Source organism: Lutibacter sp., from assembly GCF_041562875.1.
Classification (GTDB): Bacteria; Bacteroidota; Bacteroidia; order Flavobacteriales; family Flavobacteriaceae; genus Lutibacter.
In genome coordinates this window covers 1-12,788 of sequence record NZ_JBFFOE010000073.1, presented here as the reverse complement: position 1 = coordinate 12,788, position 12,788 = coordinate 1, and the positions used below count along the sequence as shown (strand labels likewise).

General features: G+C 29.1%; 12 protein-coding genes. 1 reads left to right on the top strand and 11 read right to left on the bottom strand.

Features of this window, described 5'->3' with window-relative positions:
* Nucleotides 1-121 precede the first annotated feature (121 nt).
* A complete protein-coding gene (locus ABY863_RS10070; protein ID WP_372794415.1) occupies nucleotides 122-637 on the top strand; it encodes a CvpA family protein in 516 nt (171 codons plus the stop codon).
* Nucleotides 638-676: 39 nt separating this feature from the next.
* Here ABY863_RS10070 and ABY863_RS10065 read toward each other — a convergent pair whose 3' ends face one another.
* From ABY863_RS10065 to ABY863_RS10015, 11 genes are all read right to left on the bottom strand, one after another.
* Nucleotides 677-1,429: a tetratricopeptide repeat protein gene (locus ABY863_RS10065; protein ID WP_372794413.1), complete on the bottom strand. Its 753-nt coding sequence runs from the start codon at nucleotides 1,427-1,429 to the stop codon at nucleotides 677-679.
* Nucleotide 1,430: 1 nt separating this feature from the next.
* Entirely contained in the window at nucleotides 1,431-3,158 is a 1,728-nt protein-coding gene (locus tag ABY863_RS10060) for a BatD family protein (protein ID WP_372794411.1), read from the bottom strand.
* Between the two features lie 39 nt (nucleotides 3,159-3,197).
* Nucleotides 3,198-3,989, bottom strand: a complete 792-nt coding sequence (locus ABY863_RS10055; RefSeq protein WP_372794409.1) for a tetratricopeptide repeat protein — start codon at nucleotides 3,987-3,989, stop codon at nucleotides 3,198-3,200.
* Between the two features lie 3 nt (nucleotides 3,990-3,992).
* Nucleotides 3,993-5,045 carry a VWA domain-containing protein gene (locus ABY863_RS10050; RefSeq protein ID WP_372794407.1) on the bottom strand — a complete coding sequence of 351 codons (1,053 nt, stop codon included), beginning with the start codon at nucleotides 5,043-5,045 and terminating at the stop codon, nucleotides 3,993-3,995.
* A 103-nt stretch (nucleotides 5,046-5,148) separates the two neighbouring features.
* Nucleotides 5,149-6,153: a VWA domain-containing protein gene (locus ABY863_RS10045; RefSeq protein ID WP_372794405.1), complete on the bottom strand. Its 1,005-nt coding sequence runs from the start codon at nucleotides 6,151-6,153 to the stop codon at nucleotides 5,149-5,151.
* Nucleotides 6,154-6,156: 3 nt separating this feature from the next.
* Nucleotides 6,157-7,749: a hypothetical protein gene (locus tag ABY863_RS10040; protein WP_372794403.1), complete on the bottom strand. Its 1,593-nt coding sequence runs from the start codon at nucleotides 7,747-7,749 to the stop codon at nucleotides 6,157-6,159.
* A 33-nt stretch (nucleotides 7,750-7,782) separates the two neighbouring features.
* Nucleotides 7,783-8,655: a DUF58 domain-containing protein gene (locus ABY863_RS10035; RefSeq protein WP_372794402.1), complete on the bottom strand. Its 873-nt coding sequence runs from the start codon at nucleotides 8,653-8,655 to the stop codon at nucleotides 7,783-7,785.
* A gap of 83 nt (nucleotides 8,656-8,738) precedes the next feature.
* The gene (locus tag ABY863_RS10030) at nucleotides 8,739-9,746 is read right to left on the bottom strand and encodes an AAA family ATPase (protein ID WP_372794400.1); all 1,008 of its coding nucleotides are present in this window, start codon (nucleotides 9,744-9,746) and stop codon (nucleotides 8,739-8,741) included.
* 115 nt (nucleotides 9,747-9,861) lie between these two features.
* On the bottom strand, nucleotides 9,862-10,608 hold the full coding sequence (locus ABY863_RS10025) for a UDP-2,3-diacylglucosamine diphosphatase (protein WP_372794398.1): 747 nt from the start codon (nucleotides 10,606-10,608) through the stop codon (nucleotides 9,862-9,864).
* A gap of 39 nt (nucleotides 10,609-10,647) precedes the next feature.
* A complete protein-coding gene (locus ABY863_RS10020; RefSeq protein ID WP_372794396.1) occupies nucleotides 10,648-12,276 on the bottom strand; it encodes a S41 family peptidase in 1,629 nt (542 codons plus the stop codon).
* 2 nt (nucleotides 12,277-12,278) lie between these two features.
* Nucleotides 12,279-12,695 (bottom strand): cytidine/deoxycytidylate deaminase family protein, encoded by a 417-nt coding sequence (locus tag ABY863_RS10015; RefSeq protein ID WP_372794393.1) that lies wholly within the window; start codon nucleotides 12,693-12,695, stop codon nucleotides 12,279-12,281.
* Nucleotides 12,696-12,788: the final 93 nt, after the last annotated feature.

The window sequence follows — 12,788 nt, the reverse complement described above, 5'->3', positions numbered from 1 at the left end:
TGCTAAGATCTCCAGTAATTGCTCGTAATCTTCCTTTAATTTTTGATCTCTTGACATTTGAAATTTCTAGTTAGTCTGCAAATATACAAATCGATTCATGTATATTTACAAAAACTCTTATATGAATACTTTTGATATTATAATTGCGGCATTTTTAATCTTCGGGTTTGTTAGAGGTTTGTTAAAAGGTTTATTTGTTGAAGTAGCTTCACTGGTTGCTTTAATTGCAGGTGTTTACGGCGCTATCCATTTCTCGTATTTTGTGAGTAATTTATTAGCTGAATATGTTTCTTGGGAGGAACGCTACATAACTATCATTTCTTTTGCCATTACTTTTGCTATTATAGTTTTAGTTATTGGATTGTTAGGAAAATTATTTACAAAAATTGCCGATTTTGCTTCTTTAGGATTTATGAATAAATTATTCGGAGGTATTTTTGGCGTGCTTAAAATTGGGCTTATATTAAGTGTTATTTTGCTGGTTTTTACAAAACTTAATAATACCATTCCTTTTATTTCATCTGAACAAAAAGAAACTTCAATTTTATATGAGCCCGTTAAAAATTTAGCACCCATGCTTTTTCCTGACTTTTTAAAAGTAGTAGAAGAAGAATCTGAAAAAATGATTACTAATTAATATTTTTAATATGAATAATAAACGCTTTTCACTTAAAACCTAAATTTCTTTTATATCATCAGCGTAAATCCAACCTATTTTACCGTCAGCTATTTTAATTTTTTTCCAGCTATCTAGTTCGTCTAAAATTAACACTTTAGTTCCTTCATGAAGTTCAAAAACCACTTCACTACTTGTAGAAGGAGCATTTTTTATTTCAACTTTATCTACAAAAACAATAGCTGTTCTGTTTTTTTTAACTGTGTCATAATTATGAAATGCGAAAAAAGTACTTATCAAAAGCACAAATACTGCAAATATGGAAGTATTAAAGTAAAATAACTTCTTTCTAGATGCGTATGAAAAATGATATAATAAAAACAATATTGAAGCTAAAAACGATGCCAAAACTGCAATAATAGCCCAAGTTTCAAATGGTAATTTTTGAATTACTGTTGAAGAAAAACGTTGTAAAAAAGTTTGAGGTAAATCTTCAATTACATCAATCGTCATTCGCTTTGCATATGCCAAATTAAAAGAAGCATCCTGATGTGTTGGATTTATTTTTAACGCTTTTTCATAATAATAAATGGAAGGCGCTACTTTATTTAATTTGTAATAACAATTTCCTAAATTAAAAAACAAATCATCTGATATGAGCCCTTGTTTTTCAATAGACGAATACAATTCTATGGCTTCAGAATATTTTCCGTTTTGGTATAGATTATTTCCCTTCGAAAATAATTCATCTGAAGTTTGAGAAAATACAATCGAGCTAAAAAGTAGTGCTATGCTAAAAAATATTTTTTTCATTTTACAAATACTTATCAATTTTAGTTATTACATTCTTCGCCTTTTCAAACTCTTGCTTCATCATTACGCTTGTTGTTGGTGTATAACGTGCAAAATCACAATCGTTTAATACTGCAATAAATTCTTCAATTGTTGAGGTTTCAACACCTTTATTTTTTAATATTTCTGAAATTTTCTCCTTCGAAATATCTGATGTTTCAATATGAAGTTTTGCCTTTAAAAAATTATGCAATGCCTTTTCTAAAGCAATATAAAATGCTTCATGATTTCCTAATTGTTTTTTAGCCTCAGACAAATATTTTCGAGCCAACTTATCTGCTTTTCTAATTTTGTTTCCAAAAACATCTCCTGCTCTTTTAGCCTTTTTATTTCCTATAATAATTCCTATTGGAATTGCTAAAAATGGTAATAATAACAATAAATAAAATAATGTAGATTTAAAGAATTCTTCCTCTACAGCAGGTTTAAAAGTTGTATTTAAGGATATAAATCTAAAATTATTACCGTTAGAAACAACATATTGCTTCTCTGTATTATTACTATTATTAGCTGAAGGTAATTCTTTCCCTTCAGTTACATTCACTATAATTGCTTCAGAAGTTATGGTTTTGTATTTTTCTTCTTTAATATTAAAATAGGTAAATGAGACTTCTGGGATTTTATATTTCCCTTTAAATTGTGGCACTACGGTATATGCATCTGAAATACTTCCTCGCAATCCTGACAGTGAGGTTTCAACTTGTTCTTTATGCTCTGGAGTGTACACTTCTAACTCAGCTGGAGTTGTTATTTTAGGAATTTCAAATAATTTTAAATTACCACTTCCTGAAATTTCAACATTAATTTGAGCTGCCTCATTGGCTTTCAATATATTTTTATCAGCTAAAACTTTAAAATCAAATTCACCAACAGCGCCTGAAAAATCTATAGGTTTGCCTTCTTCAGGCAACGCTTTTACATTCACATTTTTTGCCGCTGATTTGGTTGAATAATTAATATTCCTAGTAATCATATTTCCAAAAAAGTCACCTCTTCCTGTTGGAATTCCAACTGAAAAACTCATTTCAATAGGTTCAATTACTAATTTACCTGAACTTTGTGGAATTAAAATAGCTTTTTTAAGTATTACATATTTATAATTTTCACCGTTGAACTGTCCACTTTTAAAATTAACTTGTTTTACTTCAATATCTTGATTCCAAAAGCCTTTGTATTGTGGTGTTTCATTTATTTGAGAGCCATAAAGGTTAATATTTTCACTTACAAATAATTTGTATACTACATAAATTCCTTCTCCAACATATGGATTTAATTTGGAAACTTCAGCTACTAAATGAATACTTTGCTGCGCTACATAATCTGGATTATTTGGGTCTTTAGGTATTTCTACTTCTTCAGTAACTGTAATTTTAACAGCATTTGATTTTATTAGTTCATCTTTATATTCAATAGTTGCAGGTTCAATAGTAAATTCACCAATTTCTTTTGGTTCAACAATATAAATATAGGCTTGAGAATAACTTGCTTTCCCATTAATCCAAGATTGATTTACAGAAGAACTTGGGCCACCAACAACTTTAAAATTAACAAATGAAGGTGGTTTAAAATTATCGGCTCCTTGTTTATTAACGGTAAATTCAATTCTAAAACGTTGATTTACTCCTAATTTATTTTTACTTACAGCTGTTTTAAACTCAACTTGAGCAAAAATAACGTGTGTTGCAAACATTAATATTGTTAGTATGTAAAACTTGATCATTTTCATTTTCTACCAGTCTTTTTCTTGTTTAATTTTTTTGCCTTTTGCTTTTTCGGCATTTAGTTTTTTCTGAGTTTTATTTTCTTCATTATTCATGGCTTCTAGCAATTGTTTTATTTGCTCAGGAGACAATTGATTAGGTTTTGGTTGTTGATCTTTTTTATTTTCTTCGTCCTTTTTATCCTGATCTTTCTTTTGATCACCTTTTTCATCTTCCTTATCTTTCCCTTTGTCTTTATTCTGATCTTCTTTCTTTTCCTTATCGCCTCCGTCTTTGTCTTTTTGATCTTTGTCTTTACCGTCTTTATTATCCTTTTTATCGTCTTTGTTGTCTTTATTATCTTGTTGCTGTTTTTTTAATAATTCTTGAGCCATTGCTAAATTATAGCGTGTTTCTTCGTCTTTTGAATTATTCCGCATAGAATTTTTAAAAGCTTCCACTGCTTTTTCATATTGCTTATCTTTCATAAAAGAATTTCCCATATTATGATAAGCTTCGGCTTTACTTTGTTTCTCTTTAAAGGTTTTTTCAACCAATTCAAACTGACTTACAGCTTCTTTATTTCTGTCCTGTTGATAAATAGAATTTCCTAAATTATAGGAAGCTGTAGGATAATTTGGATTTTTAGACAAGCCTTTTTTATAAGCAATTTCAGCTTCTTTAAATTTTAACTGATTGTAAAGTTTGTTTCCTTCTCTAACATCTTCTCTGGCTTCACGTTCCAATTCTTTTTGATTCTTTTGCTGAGAAAAAACCAATGTTGAAAAACATAAAAATAATATGATTACCTGTTTTTTCATTTGTTACTTTCTTTTTGGCATTCCAGATTGATTGAATAAATTCAATTTTTGAATCCATTTTGTTTTCTTTTCAAGCAATAATACATCTATTATTAAAAACAGCAAGCCAAAACCTATAAACCATTGGAATTGATCTTTGTAATCTGAAAATTGTTTAGATTCAAATTCATTTTTTTCTGCTTTTAATAATATATCATCAATAATATCAATAGTTTCCTGTGTTTTATTTCCGTTAATGTATTTTCCTTTCCCTTCGTATGCAATTTCTTTTAAAATAGCTTCATTCATTTTAGTGATAACCACTTCTCCTTCATTGTCTTTTTTATAGCTAATTCCATCTCCAATTTCTCGTATTGGAATTGGACCTCCTTCATTAGTTCCAACACCCACTGTATAAATTTTAATTTTTTCTTTTTGGGCTTCTTTCGCTAAAGTAATGGTGTTTTCTTCGTGGTCTTCACCATCAGAAACTATAAACAAAAATCTATTGGTTTGTTCATCATTATCATAATAGGTAATTGCTCTTTCAATGGCTTCATTAATGGCTGTTCCTTGACTTGAAACCATATCTGGATTTGCATTTTGCAAAAACATTTTTGCCGCTGCGTGATCTGTTGTAATTGGCAATAAAGGATATGAATTTCCTGCATAAATAATAATCCCTACTCTATCGCTTCCTAAATTATCAATAATTTTTGTAATTATTTGTTTCGCTTTATCCAAACGACTTGGAGCAATATCTTCAGCTAACATACTTTTTGAAACATCTAGCGCAAAAACAATATCAACACCTTGGCGTTTTATTGTTTCTAACTTTGTTCCCATTTTAGGATTTGTTAATGAAATGATTAAAAATGCCAATCCTAAGCATAGCATTGTAATTTTTAAGAATGATTTAAAGATGGATTTTTCTGGACTTAATTTTTGAATTAAATTATCATCTGCAAATTGCTTTTGAGTTCTTTTTTTCCACCAAAGCACCAATAAAAACAACACAAATATTACTGGAATAATTGCTAGGTATATAAAATATGTTGGTTCTTCTATTTGATACATTCTTTAATTATTGTTTAAATGTTGAATTGTTTTTAGTTTTAACTATTCTTCTAATTTTTCCTTTTTTTATCATTGCTGCTAATACAGAAATGACATTTTATTTTTAAATAAAACTTCTGAAAATTGTATATTTTAATCCTATTTCAATCAAAATTAAAAAACCTGCTAAAAGCACTAAAAATCTATATTTTTCTTGATAATTATAATATTTAAACTCTTCTACCTCCGTTTTTTCTAATTTATTAATTTCATTATAAATCGCCTTCAATTTAGAGTTATCTGTTGCCCTAAAATATTTCCCATCCGTTTCTTTTGCAATATACCGAAGTAAAACTTCATCAATTTCAACAGGTGAACTTCTAAAAAGTAATTCTCCTGTTCTTGGGTCTTTTGCATAAGGAAATGATGCTGTTCCGTTTGTTCCTAAACCAATTGTATAAACTTTAATTCCTAAACCAACAGCCAATTCAGTTGCTGTTTTTGGATCAACAAAACCAGTGTTATTTACTCCGTCAGTTAATAAAATAATAACCTTGCTTTTAGCTTTACTTTCTTTTAAACGGTTTACTGCTGAACCTAAGCCCATTCCAATGGCTGTACCACCATCTAAATCTCCCCATTTAATATCTGAAATGGTATTTCTTATAATTCGTTTATCACTTGTAATTGGTGTTCGTGTAAAACTTTCACCTGCATAAACCACAATTCCAATTCTATCATTTGGACGTTGATTTACAAATTCAGTTGCTACCACTTTTAGTGCTTCTAAACGGTTTGGTTTTAGATCTCTTGCCAACATACTTGCCGAAACATCAATTGCCATTACAATATCAATTCCTTTATTGGTTTTGGTTTTTTGGCTTACCTCAACATTTCTTGGGCGTGCTAAAGCAATAATTAATAAGGTTAATGCTAACAATCTTAAAACATACAATACTGGTTTCAATTTTGATAAAATTGAAGGTTTTATTTTAAACCCTTTTGTACTTGCAATGGTTAATGATGCACTGTCATTTTTGCGTATTAAAAAATACCAAACTGCTAATATTGGTATTAATATTAACAACCATAAAAACTGTGGATTTAAAAATTCGAAATTCTGAAACATAGTTTATGGGTTTAAAGACACTGATTTTAAGATTCGTTCACTCACTTGCTTGGCATTTTCATCAGAATCTAATTGTGTGATAATTACTTGACGAATATTTTTTGTGTCTGCAAAAAACAACATGGCTAATTTATTGTTAGTTAGCTGCTTGGTAACTGGATTATTAAATTCATAACTAGCAGTAATTACTCTACCTTCTATACCATTATTTATTCTAATTTCTTCCTGTAAATCTGTAAAATTAATTCCTGTTTTTTGAGACATTTGCTGCAAAGCTGCCTGAATACCAGCTTCATAATCAAAATCTACTAATTCATTTACAAAACTAGTTGTTGTTACTTCTATATAGAAATTGCTAATTAAACTTCCGTAATTATAGGTGGTTGCATCTTCAATAATTGATTTTAAATTTTCAGGAATTTCTATTGATTGTGCTTGTAATATTTCAGGCGTTTCAATACCAACTGAAGGATAACCATAGGTTGAAGTATACCATTGTTTATCTATCATTTCTGAAGTTGTATTTCCTATAAATTTTTCTTTAATATAAGTGTATCCAAAATATCCTGCAACACCAATAGCTATAAAAAATACCGCAATAAAAATTAAAATATATTTTACTAAGTTATTTTTCTTTTTCTTCGGTTTATTTTGAATAAAAACTTCTTCATTTAAATCCTCATTTTTAGCCTTTTCATCATTTATATGAACCGCATGTTGTGTGTTTTTAAGAACATCCTCAACAGCTGTTCTGTCTCTTTTAATTTCCTCAATAATTGGTTTAGATTTGGCAAATTTTACCAAATCAGCACTTTGTAATACTTCTTTTAATTGTTGAATAGTATCTTTTGATATTCCTAATTTACTAGATTCATTAAAATCGTTAATAATTTCAATTAACTCATTTGTGGTTGATTCTAATGCTGGAATGTTAATATCTTTTTCTATATAAGTTCTTACAATATCAGTTAATTCTGAATAATAAATTTTAATTTTATTTTGTTGAAGCAATTGTTTTTCGTCTAATTCTTTTAAGCGTTGTAGTGCTTCTTTAATTGGTGCTACATATACTTTTGGAATTTCTTTTTTCTCTTTTTTTCTAAAAATAAAATACAAAACTACCGCCAATAAGATTAAAATTGGAATTAGCCACCACAATAAATATTTATAATCGTCAAAGGTTTTTGGTTCTTTTTTAATTGACTTAATAGGAAACATTTTTTGCTTTAACGTATCAACTTTTACAGTTGCAACATTTATCAAAAGAGAATCTGTATAAAATTGCTTATTATTTATAAGTACTAATTGTTTTGGAATTACGTATTGCCCGCTATCAAAACTAGTTAATAAATATTTTTTTTCTAATCTGTTTTTTAAAGTGTCTACAGGTAAAGATTCTATTACTTCTACTTTCCCTAAACTATCTAATTGTAACTTCGGAAAAACAATATTATTTATTTCATTTACTGTTATTTTAAATTGAATTTGCGCTCCAATTTTTATAGATGTGGTATCTGTTTCTATTGAAACAGGGTTTTCTTGAGCCAGGCCAATAAAGCCAAATAATAAAATTATATATGCTAACTTTTTTTTCATTTGTAGATTTTTCACCCTATTCAAAATCATCATCTATCTTGCTCCTTTATGTTTAAAATAACCTAATAATTTTTTCACGTAGTTTTCATCAATTCGAGAACTAATAATCCCCGAACCACTATGACTAAATGATTTTTCAAAATAATCAACCGTTTTTAAATAATGCGCTTGATACCCATTTCTAACATTTTTTGAAGCCGTATTTACTAAGATTGTTTTCCCAGTTTCGGCATCAAGCATATTAACCATTCCTAAATTTGGAATTGAAACATCATGTTTATCAAACACTCTAATTCCAGTAACATCATGTTTTTTCCCTGCAATTTTTAATGTTTGCTCATAATTGTCATCCATAAAATCAGACAACATAAAAACAATTGCTTTCTTTTTCATAACACTAGATAAAAACTTTAAAGCTTCTGCAATATTAGTTTTAGTGTTTTTTGGACGAAACTCAATTAATTCTCTAATAATTCTTAAAACGTGACTTTTTCCTTTTTTTGGTGGAATAAATAATTCCATTTCATCTGAAAATAAAAGCAAACCTACTTTGTCATTATTCTGAGTTGCAGAAAATGCTAAAGTTGCCGCAATTTCAGTGATGGTGTCTCTCTTAAATTGTTGTGTTGTCCCAAAAAATTCGGAGCCACTTACATCAACTAGCAACATCATTGTTAGTTCACGTTCTTCTTCAAACACTTTAACATAAGGTTCGTTATAACGTGCGGTTACATTCCAATCAATTGCTCTCACATCATCACCATATTGGTATTGTCGCACTTCAGAAAAAGTCATACCACGTCCTTTAAATGAACTGTGATATTCACCAGAAAATATATGATCAGACAAACGACGCGTCTTGATTTCTATTTTTCGAACTTTTTTTAGTATTTCTTTAGTATCCATGTTTTAAAGTTTACAGTATTCAGTTGCAGTATTCAGTTGTTCAGTTTAAAAAACTGCCAAATGTGACTAATAACTGTGAACTGCTAAGGGACTTCTACTTCGTTTACAATTTTATTGATAATATCTTCAGAAGTTATATTTTCAGCTTCTGCTTCATACGTAATTCCAATTCTGTGGCGTAAAACATCGTGTACAACTGCACGAACATCTTCAGGAATTACATAACCTCTACGTCTAATAAACGCATAACATTTGGCTGCCATAGCTAAGTTGATACTTCCACGAGGTGAAGCTCCAAAACTTATTAATCCTTTTAAATCTGGTAAGTTATATTTTTCAGGGTAACGTGTTGCGAAAATAAGATCAAGGATATATTTTTCAATTTTTTCATCCATATAAACTTCTCTCACAGCTTGTCTTGCTCTGTTAATTTGTTCAACTGAAGCTACCGCATTTACGTTGTCATAACTTCCAGTTAAATTTTGACGCATAATTAGTTGCTCTTCATTCATTTTTGGATAGTCAATCACTGTTTTAAGCATAAAACGGTCAACTTGCGCTTCAGGTAATGGATATGTTCCTTCTTGTTCAACAGGGTTTTGAGTTGCCATTACTAAAAATGGTTCATCCAATTTAAACGTAGTATCTCCAATAGTAATTTGGCGCTCTTGCATAGCTTCTAATAAAGCTGACTGAACTTTGGCTGGTGCACGATTTATCTCATCTGCCAATACAAAATTTGCGAAAATAGGTCCTTTTTTTATGGTAAAATCATTATCTTTTACACTATAAATCATTGTACCAATAACATCTGCAGGTAATAAATCTGGTGTAAACTGAATTCTGCTAAACTTGGCGTCAATAGCTTTTGCCAATGTATTAATTGCTAATGTTTTTGCCAAACCAGGAACACCCTCTAATAAAATATGACCATTCCCTAATAAACCAATTAGTAAACGTTCAATCATATGCTTTTGACCAACAATTACTTTGTTCATCTCTAACATTAGTAAATCTACAAAAGCACTTTCTCTTTCAATTTTTTCATTGATAGCTCTAATATCTACCGAAACATTATTTTCTTCAATCATTTTTATTGTTTTTAATCGCGTGAATTTAATACACTTTATTACACACTGCAAATAGCAGAATATTTTTTTTAATTCTTGTTAAAAATTGGTTAAAAAAAAGAGATAAACTTAAGCTTTAATATGATTTTAACATCATTTGCACTCCATCAAATTCACCGTATGTAAAATAGGAAATCCAATCTCCAGTATTAATGTATTTTGAATTTTCTGAAATTGCTATTTCAAGTGGTAAATGCCTGTGCCCAAAAAGAAAAAAATCATAGTGTTTTTCAGTTAATTTCTTTTTGCAATATTGAACCAACCATTCATTTTCCTCTCCTAAATATTTCACATCCTCTTCTCCTGAAATCAACTTATTTTTAACTGATAAATATTGAGCTAATCGCATCCCAATATCAGGATGTAACCATCTATAAAACCATTTAGAAATAGGATTGGTAAACACTTTTTTCATGCGTTTATACCCTTTATCTTCAGGTCCTAAGCCATCTCCATGACCAATAAGAAACGTTTTATTATTAAATGTAAATTCTTTTGGACTATGGTAGGTTGGAATATTTAATTCTGTTTCAAAATAATCTTGCATCCAAAGATCGTGGTTTCCAACAAAAAAATGAATTTGTATTCCGCTATCTCTAAGTTCTGCTAGTTTTCCTAAAACACGCACAAACCCTTTAGGAACTACTTTTTTATATTCAAACCAAAAATCAAATAAATCTCCTAAAAGAAAAATAACCTCAGCATCATTTTTAATTGAATCTAACCAGTTTACAAACTTTTGCTCACGGATTTTACTTTTTTCAGGAGTAGGCGCTCCAAAATGTTGGTCGGAAGCAAAATATATTTTTTTATTAGTTGTCAAAATTTGTGTAAATTAAGTTTTAAAAGATACAAATTACTTCTAATTTGTACTTTTATCCAATTCTATCACTTTTAAAATCATTGGATCTCTTTTCTGAGTAATCATAAAATAACCGGTTTCTTGAAATAAATTTCTAGCAAAAAGAGCATTCAAATATATTTTTAGATTTTTGCTTTCCTCTTCAAAAATTGGAGAATTTAAATCCAATTGATTTACATATTCATTAAAAATTTTATTGTCATTATCAAATTTTTCAACAAAATCATTTAATTTCCATTTACTCATTTCTACTCTATGATTATCTACATATTTAAAAACAAAATCATTTAATCTATTATACAACCTTACACTATAGGTGTTTACAGTATCAATAGGCACAAAAACATCGGGAACTATTCCTCCTCCACCATAAACCACTTTCCCTTTTGGAGTTGTATATTTTAAATGATCATCTACTTTTATACTGTCTTTATATATCAGTTCTCCATTATGAATCCTTTCTATATAATCGTTATTATATTTCTGAGTATCATTTTTACTGTATGGTTTTTGAATTGACCTACCCGTTGGAGTGTAATAACGAGATGTTGTTAGCCTAACAGCTGAACCATCACCTAAATCCATTTCTTGTTGAACGAGACCTTTACCAAAAGAACGACGCCCAACAATAATACCTTTATCATTATCTTGAAGCGCACCAGCAACAATTTCACTTGCTGAAGCTGAATTTTGATCGATTAATACGTACACTTTTCCGTTTTCAAAATCGCCATAACTTGTAGCAAAAGATTTGTCAACGTTACCTGTTTTATTTTTAGTGAAAACAATCAATTTTCCTTCTTCTAAAAATTCATCTATAATACTATTAGCAATATCCATAAAACCTCCTGGATTCCCTCTTAAATCTAATACTAAAGAAGTCATTCCTTTTGAAATTAATTCATCCAATCCAACTTTAAATTCATCATAAGTTGTTCTTGCAAATCTGTCAATATTAATATAACCTAGTGTTTGGTTAATCATATAATAAGAAGAAACACTTTTTATTGAAACTTCCCCTCTAGCAATTGGTATTTGTAAAATTTCATTAACTGAACGTCTATAAACAGCAATATTTACAGTTGTTTCTGGTTCTCCTTTAAGTGATTTCATTACCTCATCACTAATTTTTCTATTTCCTAAAACTGTACCTATTTCTTTATTGTCAAGGTTTGCTTTAGCAATAATACTTTTTCCAAATAATGTATCGTTCCCTGCAATAATAATTCTATCTCCCTCTAGTATTCCTGCTTTTTCACTTGGTCCCCCTTTTATAACACCTGTTACAACAACAGAATCTTCATGCATTAAAAATGAAACACCAATACCCACAAATTTACCTTGCATACTTTCGGTAACATGTTGTAATTCTTCTTTTGGAATGTATACAGAATGTGGATCTAATTTTACCAACATATTAGTAATAGCATCATCTAACAAACTATCTGTATTTACTTTATCTACATAATCGTATTGTATGTAGTTAATTAATTTTTTTATTTTGGCTTCGTTTGTATTAGAGCTAAATAAAATTGATTTATTTTTATAATTAAAGGTACTCCCAATAAAAATTCCTATCACAATGGATAATCCTATAAAAATTGGTATACTAGCTTTTCTTTTTGTCATTCTTAACTTTTAAGATGTGTTAACTCTACTCCTGCCTTTTCCAAAAAATCTAATCCTGAAGTGTCTTTATAAGCGTCTTTATATACTACTCTTCTAATTCCTGATTGGTGAATTAATTTACAGCATTCTTTACAAGGAGACAAGGTTATATATAACGTTGAATTATTACAAGATTGTGTTGAACTTGCTACTTTTAAAATAGCATTGGCTTCTGCGTGTAACACATACCACTTTGTTATTTCTTCTTCTTCACAACAGTTTTCAAAACCCGTAGGAGTACCATTAAAACCATCAGAAATTATCATTCTTTCCTTTACTATTAACGCCCCAACTTTTTTTCTTTCACAATGTGACAATTTTGCCCATTCAAATGCCATTCTCATATAGGCTTGGTCGTATTTTAGTTGTTTTTTATTCATAAATTTAAGATAAACACGAATGTAAAAAGATTCTAATTAACTCTACGTTAAATTTTTACCAAAATATAGATTTTATAAGTATAGGAATTACTA

Coding starts and splice junctions, on each gene's coding strand:
- ABY863_RS10040 (WP_372794403.1), bottom strand. CDS start 7,749: ATGAAAAAAAAGTTAGCATATATAATTTTATTATTTGGCTTTATTGGC.
- ABY863_RS10035 (WP_372794402.1), bottom strand. CDS start 8,655: ATGGATACTAAAGAAATACTAAAAAAAGTTCGAAAAATAGAAATCAAG.
- ABY863_RS10065 (WP_372794413.1), bottom strand. CDS start 1,429: ATGAAAAAAATATTTTTTAGCATAGCACTACTTTTTAGCTCGATTGTA.
- ABY863_RS10050 (WP_372794407.1), bottom strand. CDS start 5,045: ATGTATCAAATAGAAGAACCAACATATTTTATATACCTAGCAATTATT.
- ABY863_RS10060 (WP_372794411.1), bottom strand. CDS start 3,158: ATGTTTGCAACACACGTTATTTTTGCTCAAGTTGAGTTTAAAACAGCT.
- ABY863_RS10055 (WP_372794409.1), bottom strand. CDS start 3,989: ATGAAAAAACAGGTAATCATATTATTTTTATGTTTTTCAACATTGGTT.
- ABY863_RS10030 (WP_372794400.1), bottom strand. CDS start 9,746: ATGATTGAAGAAAATAATGTTTCGGTAGATATTAGAGCTATCAATGAA.
- ABY863_RS10045 (WP_372794405.1), bottom strand. CDS start 6,153: ATGTTTCAGAATTTCGAATTTTTAAATCCACAGTTTTTATGGTTGTTA.
- ABY863_RS10015 (WP_372794393.1), bottom strand. CDS start 12,695: ATGAATAAAAAACAACTAAAATACGACCAAGCCTATATGAGAATGGCA.
- ABY863_RS10020 (WP_372794396.1), bottom strand. CDS start 12,276: ATGACAAAAAGAAAAGCTAGTATACCAATTTTTATAGGATTATCCATT.
- ABY863_RS10070 (WP_372794415.1), top strand. CDS start 122: ATGAATACTTTTGATATTATAATTGCGGCATTTTTAATCTTCGGGTTT.